This is a genomic window from Desertivirga xinjiangensis (assembly GCF_024436435.1).
In the GTDB taxonomy this organism is placed as follows: Bacteria; Bacteroidota; Bacteroidia; order Sphingobacteriales; family Sphingobacteriaceae; genus Desertivirga; species Desertivirga xinjiangensis.
The window spans coordinates 103,963-123,642 of sequence record NZ_JAFMZP010000003.1 but is presented as its reverse complement, the minus strand read 5'-3'; the positions used below and the strand labels follow the sequence as shown (position 1 = coordinate 123,642).

Genomic DNA, 19,680 nt, shown 5'->3' with positions numbered 1-19,680 from the left:
TTCTTAAAACTCGCTAAAATTGTTGAAGACTAATCTTTCACTCTTTTAATAGGTCTATTGTAACAAAAGAGTTATAGCCTAAAATGAAACGGCTTAGTGTTTATATTGTAAAGGTTCCATACACAGAAATTATAAATCAAATAAATGACACACACATTTAAAGTACTTGCATTCCTGGGTTTGGCGCTAACGCAGATTTTAGCAAAGGACACTTCTGCGCAGAAAGCAAATTATCAGGCATGGCCCTCGACCCTCCCACAGGTAGTGGTGCCCAAATTCAAAAGCGATACCGTAAGTATTACAAAAAATGGAGCGCTTAACGATGGTTTAACCCTCAACACTGAAAGTATTAACAGGACGATTGATCAGGTCAGCAAAAACGGTGGTGGAGTTGTTCTTATTCCCAGGGGATTCTGGCTCACTGGTCCGATTGAGCTTAAAAGTAATGTTAATCTCCATCTTGCAGCAGATGCGTTTGTGTCTTTTACCGATGATCTGACCCAGTATAGATTAATTGAGACTAATTGGGAAGGTTTAGCTGCTGTTCGCAATCAGTCGCCGGTTTCAGGTACCAACCTCGAAAATATAGCTATAACAGGTAAGGGAATTATCGACGGAAATGGAGATGCCTGGAGAATGGTTAAAAAGGAAAAACTTACCGATAGTCAGTGGAACAAACTGCTTGCATCAGGAGGAACATTAAGTGAGGACAAAAAAATATGGTATCCAAGCGAAAGCTCTCTTAGAGGATCTAAGGTTAAAGGTGCGGGTGTAATTAGCGCAGGAAAGAGCTTAAAAGATTATGAGGAGATAAAGGATTTTCTTCGACCTAACTTGTTGGTTCTTACCAATTGCAAAAAGGTATTGCTGGAAGGGGTTACATTCCAGAATTCACCGGCCTGGAACCTTCATCCACTAATGTGTGAAGATCTTACTGTGAGAGATTTGCAGGTAAAAAATCCATGGTACGCTCAGAACGGCGATGGTATTGATGTTGAATCATGTAAAAATGTATTAATAGAGAACAGTGTTTTCGACGTTGGTGATGACGGAATCTGTATTAAATCGGGTAGAGACGAACAAGGAAGAAAGCGCGGCAAGCCAACAGAAAATGTGATGATCCGCAACTGTGTCGTTTACCATGCCCACGGTGGATTTGTTATTGGTAGCGAGATGTCCGGCGGAGCAAAAAATATATATGTATCCGACTGTACTTTTATTGGAACGGATATCGGCCTGCGTTTCAAAACGACCCGGGGAAGAGGGGGAGTTGTTGAGAATATCTTTATCAAAAATATCAATATGAAGGATATTCCAGGAGAAGCAATTCTGTTCGACATGTATTATGCTGCTGTAGACCCTGTTCCTTTGACTGGTGAAAAACGCGATGCTCCCAAAGTAGTATTGCTGCCTGTAACTGAAGAAACTCCTCAATTTAAAAACTTCTATATCAACAATGTGGTTGCCGATGGCGCAGATAAAGCCATATTCGTCAGGGGATTGCCTGAAATGAATATTAATAATTTATTTCTAGAGGATATAACTATTCAGTCTAAGGAAGGAATTAAAATCGAAGAGGCGAAGGATATTTACCTTAAAAACGTCAAAGTGGTGACTTCCCACAGCAAGCCTATGGTTAATATATCAAACAGTACAGACATCAGCTTTGATCAGCTATCTTATAAGCCAGGTGCTGAAGTTTTGTTTAACGTCAACGGTCAAAAATCAGCCAATATCCAGGTAGCTAATACTAATACATCAGATGCCAAAGTGGTTTCTGAGTTAAATCAGCAGGCAAGTAAGAAAGCGTTAAAAATAAAAGCTAACAAAACCAAATAATGAAAAGAAGTTCTGTAATTACTGTATTAGTTATTTTGTTCTTTTTTCAGGCAAAAAAGTCACATGGACAAAGCAAGCCATTGTCTGAAAGAATGGCTGCCACGGTGATGGATATATGGAGCGATTCTCTATGGACAGGTAGGCCATTCAGGTGGACATATGATCAAGGGGTTTTGCTTGAAGGATTTGCCAATATTTGGGAGCGTACCGGCGATGGGAAGTACTTTAATTACATTAAGAAAAGTATGGATCATTTCGTTCAGCCGGATGGAACTATACGCACATATGAGCAGTCTTCCAACAATATTGATCACATAAAGAACGGTCGTTCATTGCTCTTGCTTTACAAAGTTACCGGGCAGGAGAAATACCTTAATGCTGCCAAATCATTACGTCGGCAGTTAAGTACTCATCCACGGACAAACGAAGGAGGATTCTGGCATAAAAAAATTTATCCTTATCAGATGTGGTTGGATGGCCTTTATATGGGTCAGCCTTTTTATGCCGAATATTCTGCTATGGCTAATGATCACGATGCCTTTAATGATATCGCCCGTCAGTTCATTCTAATGGAACGTAATGCTCTGGACCCCAAAACAAGGTTATTATATCATGGATACGATGAATCGAGGGAGCAGCAATGGGCAGATAAGGTAACAGGACAATCGCCTCATTTCTGGGGTCGCGCTATGGGTTGGTATGGAATGGGACTGGTAGATGCTTTGGAGTATTTTCCCAAAAATCATTCTAAGAGAGATTCTTTACTTAATATCCTAAACCGTTTTGCTGCATCAGTTGAGAAAGTGCAGGATGTTAAATCCGGCGTATGGTTTGACATTTTAAATATGCCAGATGGAAAGAATAATTATTTAGAGTCGTCAGCCTCAAGTATGTTCGTTTATACATTGGCTAAAGGTGTGCGGCTTGGTTATCTCCCGGAAAGGTTTATGTCTGTCGCTAAAAAAGGATATTCTGGAATTCAGAAGGAATTTATTGAGGTGGTAAATGCTGATAAAGTAAACCTTACAAAGACAGTCAGTGTTTCGGGCCTTGGAGGCAAACCATACCGGGATGGCAGCTATGAGTACTACTTAAGGGAAAAAGTTATTACGAATGATCCAAAAGGTGTGGGTTCGTTCATTTCAGCAGCTAATGAAATGGAACTTGCAGCTTTGCAAAAAAACGGTAAAGGAAAAACGGTTACTCTTGATCAATATTTCAATAATGAATACAAAAAAGATGTTTCTGCAATAACCACCCGGTATCATTATACCTGGGATGATAAAGCTAATAGCGGCTTCTCTTTGTTAGGGAGCATCTTCAAAAATACGGGAGCTGTCCTGAATACACTTGACTCAGCACCAACGGCTGCAAATCTTGCAAAATCGGATATTTATATCGTTGTAGACCCCGACACTGAAAAGGAGACGGCTAAACCAAATTTTGCTTCTGAAAAAGATGCAGATGAATTGTACAAATGGGTGAACAATGGGGGCATTTTAGTTCTTTTTACGAATGATTACACCAATGCAGAATTGAAGAAATTTAATATAATTTCTGAACGCTTTGGTATTCATTTTAATGACGACATGATCAACGCGGTAAAGAACAATGAATATGAAACGGGAGCTTTTGTGATACCAAAGAAGCATCCGATCTTTAAAACATCAAAGAAGGTTTACATTAAAGAAATCAGTACTTTGAGTTTGTCTTCACCAGCGAAGCCAGCTTTCACTTCAGGAAAGAAAGTGGTTATGGCAACAGCTAAAGTTGGAAAAGGAACAGTGTTCGCCGTTGGCGATCCCTGGTTTTATAATGAGTATGTTGACGGAAGGAAGCTTCCGGCACAATATGAGAACTTTAAGGCTGCTACAGATCTGGTTAATTGGTTGGTGCAGCAAGTGCCCGGAAATTAATAACTTAGTCCGGCTCAATTCACGATTACAATAAATAATTATAATACCATCAAAATAAGATGAAACAGTTTTTAGACGAGAATTTCTTATTGAAAACAAAGACGGCACAGCAGCTCTACCACGAGTTTGCAAAGGATATGCCGATTATTGACTACCATAATCATTTGATCCCGGATCAAATTGCAAATGATATAAACTTCGAGAACCTGACACAGGTGTGGTTGTATGGCGACCATTACAAATGGCGGGCAATGCGTACCAATGGTATAGATGAGGCTTATATTACCGGGGACAAAAGTGATTATGAGAAGTTCGAAAAATGGGCTGAAACCGTGCCTTATACTTTAAGAAATCCTTTATATCACTGGACTCATCTTGAGCTTCAGCGCTATTTTGATGTTCATGACGTATTGGATAGTAAGTCTGCCAAAAGGATTTATGAAGAGTGTACAGCAAAGCTTCAAACCAAAGATTTTTCAGTGCGCGGATTGTTGAGAAGCCGGAAAGTAGAAGCGGTTTGTACGACTGACGATCCAATTGATTCATTAGAATGGCACCAGAAAATAGCAAATGAAGGAGGAGATATTACGGTTCGCCCGGCTTTTCGTCCGGATAAAGCCATGGCAGCAGACGATGTAGCTGCTCTGAATGCTTACATTACGAAATTAGAAGCCGTAACAGACTTGAATATCTCTGATTTCGATACCTATCTTTCGGCTCTAAAGAACCGTCATGACTATTTTGCAGCTAACGGATGCTCTATATCTGATCATGGTTTGGAGCAAATTTATGCGGAAGATTATACAGATGCGGAGATTAAAACGATCTTTTCTAAGATCCGGGCAAATCAGATGATCAGCCAGGAAGAGATCCTGAAATTTAAATCGGCAATGCTTATTCATTTTGCAGTATGGGATCATGAGAAAGGTTGGGTTCAGCAATATCATTTGGGCGCATTACGCAACAACAATGCCCGGATGTTATCACAGTTAGGCCCTGATACAGGCTGGGATTCGATAGGCGATTTTAGCCAAGGAAGGCAGTTATCCAAGTTTTTAAACAAACTGGATACCGAAGATAAGTTGGCAAAGACGATTATTTATAATCTTAACCCGGCAGACAATGAGTTGATGGCCACAATGATTGGTAACTTCAATGATGGGTCAGTGGCTGGGAAAGTTCAGTTTGGGTCTGGCTGGTGGTTCCTTGATCAAAAAGACGGAATGATCAAACAAATGAACGCTCTTTCTAATATGGGTCTGTTAAGCCGCTTTGTTGGTATGCTTACAGATTCCAGAAGTTTCTTATCATTCCCGCGGCATGAGTATTTCAGAAGGATCTTATGCAATTTGTTTGGTGATGATGTGGAAAACGGAGAGATCCCCGCAGATATGGAGTGGCTTGGAAAAGTAGTTAAAGACATTTGTTATTATAACGCAAAAAATTATTTCAGCTTGTGATAAGTAAGGTATTATGCTTCGGTGAGCTGATGGTTCGTATTTCTCCGGCACCTAATGAAGAGGCTGAGAAACACCCTTTTCTGTTGTACATGGGAGGGGCTGAAGCAAATACGGCAACTGCATTGGCTGGATGGAGTGTCCCTGTTAAGTACTGCACCGTACTGCCGGATAACTTCATGTCTGAATACATTGTGAATTATTTAGAGTATAGAGGCATTTACACTTCCTCTATCCTCTTTTCCGGCAACCGGGTCGGGGTATATTACCTCGACAGGGGGGCCGATTTAAAAAGCAGTGTTGTTTACGACAGAGAGCGATCATCATTTTCAGAATTAAAAAGAGGAATGATCGATTGGGACAAAGTACTGCGTGATGTTTCCTGGTTAAACCTCACTGCAATAAGTCCCGCTCTGAATGAAAATGTAGCTGATGTTTGTCTTGAAGCGCTTGAAGAAGCAAGCCGTCGGAGAATAACTACGTCAATTGATCTGAACTATCGGTCGCGTTTGTGGAAATATGGCAAGCAACCTATAGAAGTTATGCCGGCTCTTGTTGAACAATGTGATCTTGTGATGGGAAATATCTGGTCGGCAAATAGCCTGCTTGGTACGGCAATAGACGAAGGAATACATCAAAAAGGGAAAAGAGAAGATTACCTGGCGCATGCCGAAGCGACATCTCTGGAAATAATGAAAATGTTTCCGCGTTGTAAGTCGGTGGCAAACACCTTCCGATTTGATAAGGATAGCGAAAATCTTCTGTACTATACGAGCTTGTTTACCGGGGGTAAGCAATATAATTCATCCGAATTCCGAACCAAAGGTGTGATAGACAGATCCGGAAGTGGTGATTGTTTTATGGCAGGGCTCATTTATGGATTTTATAATAAGCATCAGCCACAGGATATTGTTAATTACGCCACCGCAGCTGCTTTCGGAAAATTACAGGAAAAAGGTGATGCTACTGATCAGGATGTATTTACCGTAACAAAACTTAGAGCAGATAACGATCTGTAAAACTTGACTTAATAATTATTAGATATGCAATTAAATAAGACCACATACTCAGGCTACAGAGAATATCCTGAGAAAATTCTTCAATTTGGTGAAGGTAATTTCCTGCGTGCGTTTGTCGACTGGTTTTTTAATGAACTGAACAAAAGCGGAAAGTTTAACGGGTCAGTTGTAGCGGTTCAGCCCATTGCCAACGGTATGGTGAACATGCTTAATGAGCAGGATGGATTATATACGCTTTATCTTCGTGGCCTGAAAAATGGAAAGGCAGAAAGTACGCACGAAACTATCGATATCATCAGCCGGGGTATTAATCCATATACACATTTTGATGAATATCTAAAGACTGCCGAAAATCCGGAAATGCGTTATGTAATATCAAATACAACTGAGGCTGGTATTGCATACGATGAAAACGATGTACTTACCGCTACACCTCCAAATTCTTATCCGGCAAAACTGGCGGTTTGGTTAAATCACAGATTTAAAACGTTTAGCGGTGATTCCTCTAAAGGAGTTCACATTATTCCCTGCGAATTGATCGAAAAAAACGCAGATAACCTAAAGAGGATCATTTTGCAATTAGCTACTAACTGGAATCTTGGGGAGGGCTTTGTTAACTGGATAAATTCTGCCTGTACATTCAGCAATACTCTTGTGGATAGGATTGTACCTGGCTACCCGAGAGAGCGTATCGCCGAAATTACAGAAGAACTTGGTTACGAAGATAAACAAGTGGTAGAGGCAGAGCATTTTCACCTTTGGGTTATTGAAGCTCCTGAGTCTTTGCAGCAGGAACTGGCTTTTCCATCTATCGGGTTAGATGTGAAATACGTAGCAGACATGACTCCATACCGTACTCGGAAAGTAAGGATCTTAAATGGTGCACATACCACTTTGGTTCCGGTTGCTTACCTGTTTGGTTTAGACACCGTGAGGGAATCGGTTGAGCATCCTGTTGTTGGCAAATTTATTAAGGAGGCAATTTTTGATGAGATCATTCCGACGCTTGACCTATCGAAGGAAGAACTCGAGCAGTTCGCAAATGACGTGATCGATAGGTTCAGAAATCCGTATATCAAACATTTGCTAATGAGTATTTCGTTAAACTCATGGTCAAAGTTTGAGACACGTGTTTTGCCTTCAATTCTTGAGTACAAAAAAAGAACGGGTCAGATTCCTCAAAAACTTGCCTTTTCTTTAGCAGCAACTATTGCATTTTATAAAGGTAAAAGAGGAGATGAGGCCATCAATCTTAACGATGACGCCCCACTTATCGAGCTGTTGAAGTCGGCATGGGCTAAATATGATGGTAGTGATGAGTCATTTGAAGATGTTGTGGTAGAAGTGCTGGGTTTCCAAAGGAATTGGAAAATGAATTTAAATGAAGTGGAGGGATTGACGGCTGCTGTAACCCGGCATTTAACGAATATTGAGAAGAACGGGATGCAGAACGCAATTGCAAGCGTTTAAATAAGAAAAATAAGACAGATGAATGACATCCTTTTAAGTATCTTTATACGTATAAGGGGTTGGTTTTCTGTTTATTAAAAATAGATATTCATGAAAGAGTTTATTAAGATACATTCACGCGATAACGTGGTGATCGCACTGAAGGGTTTCAGCGCTGGAGATACGATAGAGGTTGATGGTAAAACTGTGACTGTGCTGAGCGAGGTGGAGCGAGGGCATAAGATAGCTATTACAGATATTACATCAGGTAGTGATATTTTGAAATATGGTTATCCGATTGGATATGCAACCGCAGACATTAAGGTAGGCGAACATGTTCATGTACACAATGTTCGAACCAAGTTAAGTGATGTAAATGATTATTCGTATAATCCGCAGTTGCACGGTGAACTGCCTCATGCCAACCGCAATATTACTTTCAACGGCTATCGTCGTAAGAATGGTGAAGTGGGAATCCGGAATGAAATCTGGATAGTCCCTACTGTTGGCTGTGTAAATGGTATAGCAGAACAGATCATCCGTGAGTTTAAAGCGGAAGAGAATCCTACGGATATTGAGGGAATTGAAGTATTCAAGCACAGCTATGGTTGTTCTCAGCTAGGAGATGACCACGTAAATACCCGCCAAATACTTGGAGACATAGCGCTTCACCCAAATGCAGGCGGTGTTTTAATTCTCGGCTTGGGTTGTGAAAATAACAAGATCGACGAGTTCGAAGCATCTCTCGGTGATTACGATAGGAGCCGGATAAAGTTTCTTTCCAGCCAGAGCACTTCTGACGAGGTGGAGGATTCAAAAGCCTTACTAAAAGAAATCTATGAGGTGGTTAGGAAAGACAGAAGGGAACCTATCCCTCTTTCTGAGCTCCGCGTAGGTTTAAAATGTGGTGGATCTGATGGCTTGTCAGGTATAACAGCGAATCCGTTAGTAGGTTATTTTTCTGATTTTCTTATCAGTCAGGGAGGAACAACTATTTTAACAGAGGTGCCTGAAATGTTTGGTGCTGAAACTATATTGATGGATCGTTGCGTTAATGAAGAGGTTTTTGAGAAGACTGTTCACTTAATTAACGACTTTAAACAGTATTTCATCGACCTTAAGCAGCCGATCTACGAAAATCCTTCACCAGGTAATAAGGCGGGCGGTATAACTACCCTAGAAGATAAATCACTTGGTTGTACTCAAAAGGGTGGAATTGCGAATGTAGTTGATGTGTTGAAATACGGCGAACGTTTAAAACAAAAAGGGTTAAATCTTTTGAGTGCACCTGGAAACGATCTTGTAGCAACTACGGCTCTTGGTGCGTCAGGCTGTCATATTGTATTGTTCACAACTGGCCGGGGAACACCATTTGGAAGTTTTATTCCAACATTAAAAATAGCGACTAATAATGAACTGGCTACTAAGAAGCCGCATTGGATTGATTACAATGCCGGACCGTTAGCTGAGGATAAAACCTTTGATGAAGCTCTGGAGGAATTTGTAGACAAGATTGTGAGAGTTGCAAATGGCGAAAAAGCTCATCACGAAAAAAATGGTTTCCGTGAAATCGCTATTTTTAAAACTGGTGTTACTTTATAAAGTATAAAAGACACTGCAAATAAAACCCCGCCATGATGAATGGCGGGGCTTTATTTTAAATGTTGAATGCTTGCTTTACTTTGTCGACGTAATCAAGTTTTTCCCACGTGAAGAGTTCCACCTGTACTTCTTTTTTCTCGCCACCTGCGCCTTCAAAAACTTTGGTTACCGTTTGAGGATCTCTACCCATGTGACCATAAGCAGCTGTTTCAGAATATATTGGATTCCGTAATTTTAGCCGAGTTTCTATAGCGTATGGTGTCATATCAAAAACAGCAGCCACTTTCTTAGCTATTTCACCATCGTTCATGTCTACTTTTGATGATCCATAGGTGTTTACATAAATACCCATTGGATCTTTCACACCAATTGCATAAGAAACCTGAACAAGGACTTCATCACAAACACCAGCCGCCACTAAATTTTTTGCGATGTGACGGGTGGCATAAGCTGCCGACCGGTCAACTTTTGAAGGGTCTTTTCCTGAAAATGCGCCTCCTCCGTGCGCTCCTTTGCCCCCATAAGTATCGACGATGATCTTTCTTCCAGTTAAGCCAGTGTCGCCGTGAGGTCCGCCTATAACAAACTTACCTGTAGGATTGATATGGTAGGTTATTTCGCTGTTAAACAACTGCTGAAGTTCTGGCGTGAGCAGTGCTTTGACCCGTGGGATCAGTATATTGATGATATCATCACTGATCTTTTTCTGCATATTACTTTCGGTGTCAAATTCGTCATGTTGGGTAGAAACAACAATAGCATCGATCCTTGAAGGCTTGTGGTCGTCGCTATACTCAATAGTAACCTGTGATTTAGCATCAGGTCGCAAATAAGTTATTTCTTTATTTTCGCGACGTAAAGCTGCAAGCTCAATAAGGATTTTATGTGCCAGGTCTAATGCTAATGGCATATAATTAGCAGTTTCGCTTGTTGCGTAACCAAACATCATTCCCTGATCGCCTGCCCCCTGCTCTTGTTTTTCTTTGCGGTCAACCCCCTGGTTAATATCAGCGGATTGCTCATGAATTGCCGATAAAATTCCACAAGAGTTTGCTTCGAACATGTATTCAGACTTGGTATAACCAATTTTTCGTATCACCTCTCTGGTTATTTTTTGTACGTCAAGGTAAGTACTTGACTTAACTTCACCAGCCAGCATAACCTGCCCGGTTGTTACAAGGGTTTCGCATGCTACCTTGGAGTCCGCATCCCACGCCAGGAAATTGTCAATTAAAGCATCTGAAATTTGGTCGGCAACCTTATCCGGATGGCCTTCAGATACAGATTCAGAAGTGAATAAATAAGGCATATTTTATTTTTTTAAATTAATACAGGCAGATTCCTGATTGCAAGGGAGAGTAAAAATAAGTATCGGATTAGCACTTTTTTTTACGTGGTTGCAATCTTGTTTCTTTGCAGAAACATAGCAAATCGATCCACTTTTCGCGTAGACGAAAGTACAATATTTTTTATATTATGAAAAATTTAACCTTAATTCGCTGAATACAGAAGTGAGAAAAAATATTTTATTTATCATAAATCCGATCTCAGGAGGAAAAGCAAAAACGGGTTTTCCAGCCTTAGCTGAAAGACACCTTGATCTAAATCTGTTCAGGCCGAAATACAAGTTCACAGAATATCCCGGCCATGCTTTTGAGCTTGCCAGAGATGCTGTAGCGAATAATATAGAGATTGTGGTTGCAGTGGGAGGAGACGGTACTATCAATGAGGTTGGTTCAGCACTGGAGAGTACTCCCTTTTTTATGGGAATTATCCCCTGTGGGTCGGGTAACGGATTGGCGCGCTCATTAAAGATCTCGCTCAACAATGCAGAGGCTATCAAGTCGCTGAATAAGTTAGATTCCGTTTTAATTGATACCGCCTGCCTTGATAGATGGAAGTTTTTCAATATTGGCGGTATTGGTTTTGATGCTCACATAAGCCATAAATTCTCGAATTTGGTAAAAAGGGGGTTCAAGGGCTATGTTAAAACGACACTTTACGAGGTTTTTTCATATAGGCCCCAATTTTATCGTATAAAAATTGACGGGAAGCTTATTGAAACAAGTGCTTTTATGATCAGTGTTGCAAATTCATCTCAGTTTGGTAACAACGCTCACATTTCTCCTACTGCATCGTTGATGGATGGTCTGCTAGATGTTTGCATCGTGAAACCATTTCCTTTATATCATTTTCCAATTATGGGGTACCGGCTTTTTAGTAAAACTTCTGATAGGTCGAGGTACATTGAGATAATAAAAGGCAAAGATATACGTATAGAAACAGATAAACCAAGAGTTATCCATATTGATGGCGAGCCCAAAGAAATTACCGGCAGTATTTCTATTACAATAAAACCTTTGTCACTAAAAATTTTACATTAACTTATGTCTAAAAACAAAAACCTTAGTGGAGTGGTTTATTCCACCAACCCTAATTTTGAATATCAGGAAGAAAGGAGTTATGAACAAGAGACTTTGTCGCCTAAGCAACAAGATCTCAGAGTGCAGTTAGACAAGAAACAACGCGGAGGAAAGGCGGTAACCCTAGTAACAGGTTTTATAGGAACTGAGGCGGATTTAATAACACTCGGTAAATTCTTGAAGCAGAAGTGCGGGACAGGCGGATCTGCTAAGGATGGAGAAATAATAATCCAGGGAGATTTCAGAGACAAGGTTATTGAATTGTTAAGAACAGGTGAATATAAGGTTAAGAAAGCAGGTGGATAGGCTATTTTCTCAAGTTTAGAATGGGTTTATACAGAAGATTTATTCAAAAGTCTTTACCTTGCAGCTTGCAATTGAAAAAAAAAATGGTTTTCATTGTAAAAAAATGGTGAGAGCATAAGCGATTTTTAATACATAACCGTTATTATTGTCTCGGAGATGCTGCTGAACGGAAAAAAGTAAAATTAACAAAACAGGTTCCATCGTCTTTAAAAATTGAATTTATAATTTTATAGATGATTTATCTACAATATCAATTAATACATTTAAAAACTAAAAACTAAAACTAAATTCTAAAAAAATGGCAACCGCACCAAAACCAACAACAGCGAAAAAAGACGGCTCTGGTTCAAGTATTTTTGCAAGTTTATCAATCGTAATCTGTATTGTTATCGGGGTACTACTTTGGAAGTTTGTAATGGGTGATCCTTCAAACTTTGATGAAGAAGGACATCCGCTTCCAGGAAATTATTTTGCGATGATTTACAGCGGGGGAGTAATTGTACCTGTGCTTATGGGAATGTTTTTAATGGTGTTCGTATTTTCAATTGAGCGTTTCTTTGTTATAAATAAAGCTGCTGGTTCAGGAAATGTAGAAGTATTCGTTAAAAAGATCCAGGGTTTATTAGCTTCTGGAAATATTGAGGCCGCAATGGCAGAGTGCGACAAGCAAAAAGGCTCTGTGGCGAATGTAATTAAATCTGGCTTAAAGAAATACAGAGAAGTTGAAGCTGATCCTAATCTTGATATAGAGCAGGCATCTTTAGCGATCCAAAAGGACATTGAAGAGGCAACCTCTCTTGAAATGCCAATGTTAGAACAAAACTTAACTATCATTGCAACTCTGGTTTCCGTAGGTACATTAACAGGACTATTAGGTACAGTAACCGGTATGATCAAGTCGTTTGCGGCCTTGGCTACTGCTGGTGCACCCGATCAGGCTGCTCTTGCAAACGGTATCTCTGAGGCCTTGATCAATACTGCGACAGGTATTGCAACCTCTACAGTAGCAATTATTATGTACAATATCTTTACATCAAAAATTGATAAATTGACTTATTCAATTGATGAGGCAGGATTCTCAATTGTACAAACTTATGCAAGCACACATAAGAATAATTAAAAAAAAATTTAGTGAAAGTTTTTGTTCAGGAGTTTATGGAAACTCCTGAACTTTTTCATCTAATTAAATAACCAAGGAATCATTATTATATTAAACGATGCCTAAAGTAAAAGTTCCAAGAAAGAGTACAGTTATCGACATGACGGCAATGTGCGACGTAGCCTCTTTGTTGTTAACATTCTTCATATTAACAGCAACTGCACGTCAGCCCGAGCCTCTGCCGGTAGATACTCCCTCGTCGACTGTAAAAATTAAATTGCCAACCACAGATATTGCAACGCTTACCATCGGAGAGGGAAAAGTTTTCTTTGGCGTTGCCGGTCAGCCAATCCGTATCAGAATGCTGGAAAGGATGTCTGAGCGTTATAAGGTTCCTTTCACCGAAGAAGAAAAAATTCGCTTTTCGCTTATGGAATCTTTCGGGGTGCCAATTGGTAACTTAAAGCAACTGATCAACATGGATAACAAGGCGCGCAATAAAGCTGCACAACCGGGAATACCTACCGACTCTGTGGGTGCGAATGCATCTGAGTTGCGCGAGTGGATCTATAATGCACGGGTTGCTACCAAGGAGATAAATGATAAGGAGCTTCGAATTTCTATTAAGGGAGATTCAGAAGAACAATATCCGGTTGTTAAGAAAGTAATTGACATTCTTCAATCGCAGGAAGTAAATAAATTTAGTATGATCACTTCTCTCGAAGGAAGCGATGAGTAATACTTTGAAAATATAAATTTATATGGCAGAATTAGACAGCTCCGGCGGGGGTGGCAAGAAAAAAGGCGGGAAGGTTAGAAGTAAAAAGCAGAATGCCCGTGTTGATATGACACCGATGGTAGACTTGATGTTTCTTCTGATCACCTTCTTTATGTTGACCACGACCCTTGCAAAGCCTCAAGCGATGGACCTTGCAATGCCGGATAAAGATGAAAAGAACGATGATAAATTCGAAGTTGCAGATACCCGTACAATGACCGTGTTGTTGGGAGACAAGAACAGACTCGAATGGTACATGGGGTCGATCGAAGAACCTAAGAACCCAACAGTAGATAACTATGGAAAAAATGGTATCAGAAAGGCCATTTTGGAAAAGATCAAAGATGTAAAAGCTGCAACGGGAAAAGGCCTGATCGTGCTGATAAAGGCAAGTGATAAGTCTACGTACAAAAATTTGGTTGATATTTTGGATGAGATGAAAATCACCAATGTCGGTGTTAACGGTGGTACTTATGCTATCGTTGATATTACTGAACCAGAGCTTGACCTTTTAAAACGCGACGGAGTTTATTGATTGTAAACTCTTTAAATAAAAGAAAATGGCAAAATTAGATATTTTTGATCCGGTATGGCTGGAAGTGGTTTTTACCGGACGAAACCAGTCTTACGGAGCTTTTGTGCTCCGGAAGGATAACAACAGAACGACTACCCGGGCTTTATTCATAGGAGCTATTGTTTTTGCGTTACTAGTTTGTTCTCCGCTGATTGTTAAATACATTCAGAGTTTGACAGGGAATGTAGAAATGGTTGAAGAGGATAAAGTCGATGTAACGGAAGTGGTTTTAACACCTCCGCCACCGGTTGATGAGCAAGCCCCTCCTCCTCCCCCTGCAGCTGAGCCGCCCAAACCCAGGGTAGACCAGGTACGGTTCCCGCCACCGGTGGTAGTTCCTGCAGAGCAGGTGCGTGAGGAAGAGCCACCTAGCCAGGAAGAACTTGCGGTAAAAGATCCTGGCCAGAAAACTATTGAAGGCGATCCAAACGCGCAAATCCGTATTGACGAGCCTGTTGGTGAAGCTCCTCCAACTCAGGCTGCAGTAGTGGAAGATAATAGCGTGCATGACTTCGCTACTATCGAAGTGCAACCTGAATTCCCAGGTGGTATTCAAAAGTTCTATGATTACGTAGGTAAAACTTATAACTACCCGGCAGCTGCAAAAGAACAAGGTGTATCCGGAAGGGTAATATTGAGCTTCGTTGTTGAAAAGGACGGAAGTTTGACGGATATTAAAGTACTTCGTGATTTAGGTATGGGAACGGGTGAAGAAGCAATTCGTGTTCTTAAGAAGTCAAAAAAATGGAATCCGGGTATCCAGAACGGCCGACCGGTTCGTGTTAATTATACAATCCCGATATTGTTGAACCTCGAAGCACAGTAAGAGATGTCATATCGGCAAAATCAGCAGAAATCGCCCGCAAAGCGATTTCTGTTCATTTTCGGCTTTGTTAGAATAGCCTTTTTTTTCGTTTTAGGCTTATTGATCCTTTTTACGGATTTTATCCCATTTCATGTGGAGCACACTTATCGAATGATTTTTGGTGCAGTTCTGATTTTATACGCTTTACTAAGAGGATACGGTGAGTATACCTCAAACAGGAATTGATATGATGCGTAGTGCAATAGCAATTATGGTTGTAGCTGTCGTGTTTCTGGCAAGCTGCGGAAGTGAGAACAGCAAAAAAGTTAGCACACCTACATCTGGCGTCACACAGATTGTTGTTGACGAGAGCTTTGCTCCTATTGTTCAAGACCAATGGGATGTTTTTACAAGTAGCTACCCTGAGGCAAACATTCATTTTACTTATAAACCTGAACGGGAATTGCTGAACAGCTTCCTAAATGACAGTGTGCGTATTGCCATAATGTCACGTGAGCTGTTGCCATCCGAGCTTGCATCTTTTAAAAAGAAAAACAGGATTGTTAGAACCAATCGGTTTGCGGTTGATGCAGTTGCTCTTATCTCTAATAAGTCTTCCCTGGATTCTACTATTACAGTTCAGGAAATAATAGATATTTTAAAAGGAGGGAATTCCAATAAAAGCCTTGTATTTGATAATGCCAATTCAAGTACAGTGAGATATCTAAAGGAGCTGTCAGGAGTGGCTCAGCTACCTGCTAAAGGTGTATATGCACTGAGATCAAATACAGAAGTAATTAAATATGTACACAATAATATTGGGTCTATTGGTGTTATAGGTGTTAATTGGATTAAGTTTCCGGGTAAGGAAATTGAGCCTCTGGAAAAGGAGATCAGGATATTGGGTGTAAAAAACCTGCCCGGCAAGTCAGGAAGTGACAAGTTTTATAAGCCGTCGCAAAATAATCTGGCTTTGGATTTATACCCGTTAAGTCGGGGTGTGTATATAATTAATTGTCAGGGAACCAAAGGTTTAGGCACGGGTTTTGCCTCCTTCCTTGCTAGTGAGAGGGGGCAAAGGATTGTTCTGAAATCGGGTCTTTTACCTGATAGTTTACCTTCAAGAGAAATAATAATACGATAATAAAAATTGAACTATGGAATTGATAAAAAAAGCCATAAAAGCTAGCTTGGTTCTGAGTGTTGTAAGCTCCTCTGTTTACGCGCAAAACCTTGACGAAGCTAAGAAAGCAATTGATGCAGAAAAATATCAGCAAGCGAAGACCATTTTAAAGTCTTTGATAGCGTCGAAACCTGCAGAGGCAGAAAATTACTTTTTTTTAGGAAACGTTTATTTAAAAACCGATTATGCTGATTCAGCTAAAGCTTTTTTCTCAAAAGGTGTAGCTGCTGATAAAGACTTTGCTTTAAATTATGTAGGATTAGGTGCAGTTGATTTAGATTCAGATAACGCTTCTTCTGCAAAAACAAATTTCGATAAAGCAATATCTCTCGCTTCAAGGAAAGATAACGATCCATATATTTATGTAGCGAAAGCTTATATAAGCGCTCCAAAGCCGGAGTTTGAAACAGCTCTAGCTCATCTGGAGAAGGCGAAAACGATGGATGAGAAGGATGCGGAGGTATTTCTAGCGCTTGGTGATGCTTATAGAGGTTTGAAAAAGAATGGCGAGGCATATAGTGCTTATCGCAGTGCATTTGACCTTGATAAGAATCTTTTGCGTTCGAAGCTTGAGCTTGGGGTATTAAATAAAAACTCTAAGGCCTTTAAAGAGTCTACGGATGAATTTAATAGTATTATCGCTATTAATCCTAATTATGGTCCTGCTTATCGTGAGTTGGCAGAGACGAATTTGCAGTGGAGCTTTAATGTTCCCGCAGCTGAAAAGCCGGCGAAACTACAGGCTGCTATTGCGCACTACAAAAAATACCTTGACCTGACTGATAAATCTGTTGACTCAAGAATGCGTTATGCCGATTTCCTTGTATATGCTAGTGATTATAAAGCTTTAGAGCAGGAAGCTCAGGCAATGATTCAACAGGATAAGGCTAATCCAAGGATTTATCGTTATCTAGGGATTTCTGCATACGAAAATGGAAACTATGAAGCTAGTGCGCAGGCGCTAAAAGACTTTTTATCAAAGGTTGAGCCACGCCGCGTAATAGCACTGGATCATTTCTATTTGGGTAAAGCCCAATATAAGTTAGGTGATTCTACCGCTTATGCAAGTCTGGAAAAAGGAATAAGTATGGATTCTACTTTGGCAGAGGAAATCACTCCACTTGCTGCAGAAGCTTTCAAAGCGAAAAAGTATGCTGAAGCCGCTAAATTGTACGAATTGGCAATATTAGGGCCAAAAGCTACTCTTAGCGACCATTTTTATGTTGGTTACTCTTATTATTTTGACTATGCGGCAAAAACTCAGAATAAGGAAAATCCCTCATCTGAGCTACTTGTGAAAGCAGATTCAGCATTTAGCTATGTAAACACAAAAGCTCCGACTTATGCGCTTGCTTACATATATAGGGCACGTACTAACCGGTTGCTAGATGACCAGAAAAGTCCTAAGGGATTAAGCATACCTCACTACGAGAAGTTTATAGCTACTTTAGCAGAGAAACCTGAAAATCTTACTGATCCAAAAAATAAGGATCAGTTAACTGAGGCTTATAATAATATTGGTGCGTTTTATTTGACCTCAGATCCGGCGAAAGCAAAGGAGTACTTTAATAAAACGCTTGCTTTAGACCCGGCAAACACGTATGCGAGCGAGGTTATTAAATCGCTGAATGGTAGTAAGTAAATTTCAAAGAGCCGGTAATCCGGCTCTTTATATATATTTGCATTCATAAATGGAAACACAAACATCAGCAATTAACTACCTCCCAATCGTATTCCAAATGCTTGTCGCTTTAGGATTTGTAGTGCTCACTATGGTATTGACCCACATTATAGGGCCTAAACGAAAGAGTAAAGAAAAGCTATCTCCTTTTGAGTCGGGAATTGAAGTTGTGGGTAATGCTCGTCAGCCCTTTTCAATTAAGTACTTCCTCGTTGCTATCCTCTTCGTGCTGTTTGATATTGAAGTGATCTTCATGTATCCCTGGGCTGTTAATTTCCGCGAGATGAGCCTTGAAGGATTTGACGGATTGATAGAAATGCTAGTTTTTATGGGGACTTTGCTGCTTGGTTTTATCTATATCATAAAAAAGAAAGCGCTGGATTGGGAGTAATTAGATCGGTTCTAAATAATTGCTGGAAGCACAGAATAAACAAGACTTATTAGTAAATTTGTAGCTCATTCCAACGTGTTGGAATGAGCTACTTTATTTGGAGATAAATACATGAGTGATATAAAATTAGCAGAAGCTCCTCCAGGAATTGAAGGTTCTGGATTCTTTGCGACGTCATTCGATAAAGTTGTTGGACTTGCCCGTGCTAATTCACTGTGGCCGTTGCCTTTCGCAACCTCTTGTTGCGGGATAGAGTTTATGGCCACCATGGGAGCCCATTATGATATTGCCCGGTTTGGATCTGAGCGGCCGTCGTTTTCCCCACGCCAGGCAGATATGTTACTGGTGATGGGTACAATTGCCAAAAAGATGGGGCCGGTTCTACGTCAGGTTTACATACAGATGGCAGAGCCGAGGTGGGTTATTGCAGTTGGCGCTTGTGCTACAAGTGGAGGAATATTTGATACTTATTCCGTTTTGCAAGGAATTGATGAGATTATCCCTGTCGACGTTTATGTCCCTGGCTGCCCTCCCCGCCCTGAGGCTTTCTTAGATGGGGTTATGAAACTTCAGGACCTGGTTCGGAATGAGCCGATGCGTCGTCGCAATTCTCCTGAGTATAAAGAATTATTAAGTAAATACGGGATCCAGTAATGGGTAAAATAAGTAATCAGGCTGTTCTTCAAAAGTTGAATTCCCGCTTTGCGGAAAATATCGCGCTACCAACAGAGCCTTACGGCTTGCTTACCTTTGAAACAACAAAAGAGGAAATTTTCGACGTTCTCAGTTTTCTGAAAGAAGATTCCGAACTAAGATTTAATTTTCTCACCGATATTACAGCGGTACATTATCCCGAGGCAGATCTTCCTATAGTTGTAGTTTATCACCTTCATAGCTTTGTGAACAATGTCAGGGTTAGGATTAAAGTTGCTCTGGACGGAGTTAATCCTGTTATACCGTCTGCAACGCAATTATGGGAAGGTGCTAACTGGATGGAGCGTGAAACCTATGACTTTTTCGGTGTGCAGTTTCAAGGCCATCCTAACTTAGTCCGTATTTTAAATGTTGACGATATGACGGCATTTCCAATGAGGAAGGAATTTCCTCTTGAGGATCCTAACCGTGTAGATAAAAAAGATTTTTACTTTGGAAGATAAG

Annotated in this window: 18 protein-coding genes; 17 read left to right on the top strand and 1 reads right to left on the bottom strand. The window is 40.4% G+C overall.

Annotated features, from left to right (window positions below; translation table 11 throughout):
* Positions 1 to 144: 144 nt before the first annotated feature.
* From J3P37_RS08740 to J3P37_RS08715, 6 genes are all read left to right on the top strand, one after another.
* The gene (locus J3P37_RS08740; protein WP_256010724.1) at positions 145 to 1,839 is read left to right on the top strand and encodes a glycoside hydrolase family 28 protein; all 1,695 of its coding nucleotides are present in this window, start codon (positions 145 to 147) and stop codon (positions 1,837 to 1,839) included.
* Positions 1,839 to 3,755 (top strand): glycoside hydrolase family 88 protein, encoded by a 1,917-nt coding sequence (locus J3P37_RS08735; RefSeq protein ID WP_256010723.1) that lies wholly within the window; start codon positions 1,839 to 1,841, stop codon positions 3,753 to 3,755. The genes J3P37_RS08740 and J3P37_RS08735 overlap by 1 nt, the downstream gene beginning before the upstream one ends.
* A 59-nt stretch (positions 3,756 to 3,814) precedes the next feature.
* The gene (gene uxaC / locus J3P37_RS08730) at positions 3,815 to 5,215 is read left to right on the top strand and encodes a glucuronate isomerase (RefSeq protein WP_256010722.1); all 1,401 of its coding nucleotides are present in this window, start codon (positions 3,815 to 3,817) and stop codon (positions 5,213 to 5,215) included.
* Complete coding sequence (locus tag J3P37_RS08725) at positions 5,212 to 6,231, top strand: sugar kinase (protein WP_256010721.1); 1,020 nt, start codon at positions 5,212 to 5,214, stop codon at positions 6,229 to 6,231. The genes uxaC and J3P37_RS08725 overlap by 4 nt, the downstream gene beginning before the upstream one ends.
* 24 nt (positions 6,232 to 6,255) lie before the next feature.
* Positions 6,256 to 7,701, top strand: a complete 1,446-nt coding sequence (locus tag J3P37_RS08720) for a tagaturonate reductase (RefSeq protein ID WP_256010720.1) — start codon at positions 6,256 to 6,258, stop codon at positions 7,699 to 7,701.
* A 90-nt stretch (positions 7,702 to 7,791) separates the two neighbouring features.
* Entirely contained in the window at positions 7,792 to 9,282 is a 1,491-nt protein-coding gene (locus tag J3P37_RS08715) for a UxaA family hydrolase (RefSeq protein WP_256010719.1), read from the top strand.
* Between the two features lie 55 nt (positions 9,283 to 9,337).
* On the opposite strand, the gene metK is transcribed toward J3P37_RS08715, so the two are convergent.
* On the bottom strand, positions 9,338 to 10,591 hold the full coding sequence (metK, locus tag J3P37_RS08710; RefSeq protein ID WP_256010718.1) for a methionine adenosyltransferase: 1,254 nt from the start codon (positions 10,589 to 10,591) through the stop codon (positions 9,338 to 9,340).
* A gap of 202 nt (positions 10,592 to 10,793) precedes the next feature.
* Between metK and J3P37_RS08705 the strand changes: the two genes are divergently transcribed.
* From J3P37_RS08705 to J3P37_RS08655, 11 genes are all read left to right on the top strand, one after another.
* Positions 10,794 to 11,666, top strand: a complete 873-nt coding sequence (locus J3P37_RS08705; RefSeq protein WP_256010717.1) for a diacylglycerol/lipid kinase family protein — start codon at positions 10,794 to 10,796, stop codon at positions 11,664 to 11,666.
* 3 nt (positions 11,667 to 11,669) lie between these two features.
* Positions 11,670 to 12,011, top strand: coding sequence for a translation initiation factor (locus J3P37_RS08700; RefSeq protein WP_256010716.1), 342 nt, complete (start codon positions 11,670 to 11,672; stop codon positions 12,009 to 12,011).
* A gap of 298 nt (positions 12,012 to 12,309) precedes the next feature.
* Positions 12,310 to 13,131: a MotA/TolQ/ExbB proton channel family protein gene (locus J3P37_RS08695; RefSeq protein WP_256010715.1), complete on the top strand. Its 822-nt coding sequence runs from the start codon at positions 12,310 to 12,312 to the stop codon at positions 13,129 to 13,131.
* A 97-nt stretch (positions 13,132 to 13,228) separates the two neighbouring features.
* Entirely contained in the window at positions 13,229 to 13,849 is a 621-nt protein-coding gene (locus J3P37_RS08690) for an ExbD/TolR family protein (RefSeq protein ID WP_256010714.1), read from the top strand.
* 22 nt (positions 13,850 to 13,871) lie between these two features.
* A complete protein-coding gene (locus J3P37_RS08685; protein ID WP_256010713.1) occupies positions 13,872 to 14,423 on the top strand; it encodes an ExbD/TolR family protein in 552 nt (183 codons plus the stop codon).
* Between the two features lie 25 nt (positions 14,424 to 14,448).
* Positions 14,449 to 15,288: an energy transducer TonB gene (locus J3P37_RS08680; protein ID WP_256010712.1), complete on the top strand. Its 840-nt coding sequence runs from the start codon at positions 14,449 to 14,451 to the stop codon at positions 15,286 to 15,288.
* 226 nt (positions 15,289 to 15,514) lie between these two features.
* Positions 15,515 to 16,411: a PstS family phosphate ABC transporter substrate-binding protein gene (locus J3P37_RS08675; RefSeq protein ID WP_256010711.1), complete on the top strand. Its 897-nt coding sequence runs from the start codon at positions 15,515 to 15,517 to the stop codon at positions 16,409 to 16,411.
* A gap of 13 nt (positions 16,412 to 16,424) precedes the next feature.
* The gene (locus J3P37_RS08670) at positions 16,425 to 18,092 is read left to right on the top strand and encodes a tetratricopeptide repeat protein (RefSeq protein ID WP_256010710.1); all 1,668 of its coding nucleotides are present in this window, start codon (positions 16,425 to 16,427) and stop codon (positions 18,090 to 18,092) included.
* 49 nt (positions 18,093 to 18,141) lie between these two features.
* A complete protein-coding gene (locus tag J3P37_RS08665; RefSeq protein ID WP_256010709.1) occupies positions 18,142 to 18,522 on the top strand; it encodes an NADH-quinone oxidoreductase subunit A in 381 nt (126 codons plus the stop codon).
* A gap of 111 nt (positions 18,523 to 18,633) precedes the next feature.
* The gene (locus J3P37_RS08660; protein ID WP_256010708.1) at positions 18,634 to 19,176 is read left to right on the top strand and encodes an NADH-quinone oxidoreductase subunit B; all 543 of its coding nucleotides are present in this window, start codon (positions 18,634 to 18,636) and stop codon (positions 19,174 to 19,176) included.
* Positions 19,176 to 19,679 (top strand): NADH-quinone oxidoreductase subunit C, encoded by a 504-nt coding sequence (locus J3P37_RS08655; RefSeq protein WP_256010707.1) that lies wholly within the window; start codon positions 19,176 to 19,178, stop codon positions 19,677 to 19,679. Before J3P37_RS08660 ends, J3P37_RS08655 begins: the two co-directional genes overlap by 1 nt.
* The last annotated feature ends 1 nt before the right edge of the window (position 19,680 follow it).

What these genes read in the sequence shown, in the direction of transcription:
- J3P37_RS08665 (WP_256010709.1), top strand. Translation starts at nt 18,142, where the DNA reads ATGGAAACACAAACATCAGCAATTAACTACCTCCCAATCGTATTCCAA.
- uxaC (WP_256010722.1), top strand. Translation starts at nt 3,815, where the DNA reads ATGAAACAGTTTTTAGACGAGAATTTCTTATTGAAAACAAAGACGGCA.
- J3P37_RS08660 (WP_256010708.1), top strand. Translation starts at nt 18,634, where the DNA reads ATGAGTGATATAAAATTAGCAGAAGCTCCTCCAGGAATTGAAGGTTCT.
- J3P37_RS08695 (WP_256010715.1), top strand. Translation starts at nt 12,310, where the DNA reads ATGGCAACCGCACCAAAACCAACAACAGCGAAAAAAGACGGCTCTGGT.
- J3P37_RS08735 (WP_256010723.1), top strand. Translation starts at nt 1,839, where the DNA reads ATGAAAAGAAGTTCTGTAATTACTGTATTAGTTATTTTGTTCTTTTTT.
- J3P37_RS08740 (WP_256010724.1), top strand. Translation starts at nt 145, where the DNA reads ATGACACACACATTTAAAGTACTTGCATTCCTGGGTTTGGCGCTAACG.
- J3P37_RS08655 (WP_256010707.1), top strand. Translation starts at nt 19,176, where the DNA reads ATGGGTAAAATAAGTAATCAGGCTGTTCTTCAAAAGTTGAATTCCCGC.
- J3P37_RS08675 (WP_256010711.1), top strand. Translation starts at nt 15,515, where the DNA reads ATGATGCGTAGTGCAATAGCAATTATGGTTGTAGCTGTCGTGTTTCTG.
- metK (WP_256010718.1), bottom strand. Translation starts at nt 10,591, where the DNA reads ATGCCTTATTTATTCACTTCTGAATCTGTATCTGAAGGCCATCCGGAT.
- J3P37_RS08680 (WP_256010712.1), top strand. Translation starts at nt 14,449, where the DNA reads ATGGCAAAATTAGATATTTTTGATCCGGTATGGCTGGAAGTGGTTTTT.
- J3P37_RS08720 (WP_256010720.1), top strand. Translation starts at nt 6,256, where the DNA reads ATGCAATTAAATAAGACCACATACTCAGGCTACAGAGAATATCCTGAG.
- J3P37_RS08685 (WP_256010713.1), top strand. Translation starts at nt 13,872, where the DNA reads ATGGCAGAATTAGACAGCTCCGGCGGGGGTGGCAAGAAAAAAGGCGGG.
- J3P37_RS08670 (WP_256010710.1), top strand. Translation starts at nt 16,425, where the DNA reads ATGGAATTGATAAAAAAAGCCATAAAAGCTAGCTTGGTTCTGAGTGTT.
- J3P37_RS08690 (WP_256010714.1), top strand. Translation starts at nt 13,229, where the DNA reads ATGCCTAAAGTAAAAGTTCCAAGAAAGAGTACAGTTATCGACATGACG.
- J3P37_RS08715 (WP_256010719.1), top strand. Translation starts at nt 7,792, where the DNA reads ATGAAAGAGTTTATTAAGATACATTCACGCGATAACGTGGTGATCGCA.
- J3P37_RS08700 (WP_256010716.1), top strand. Translation starts at nt 11,670, where the DNA reads ATGTCTAAAAACAAAAACCTTAGTGGAGTGGTTTATTCCACCAACCCT.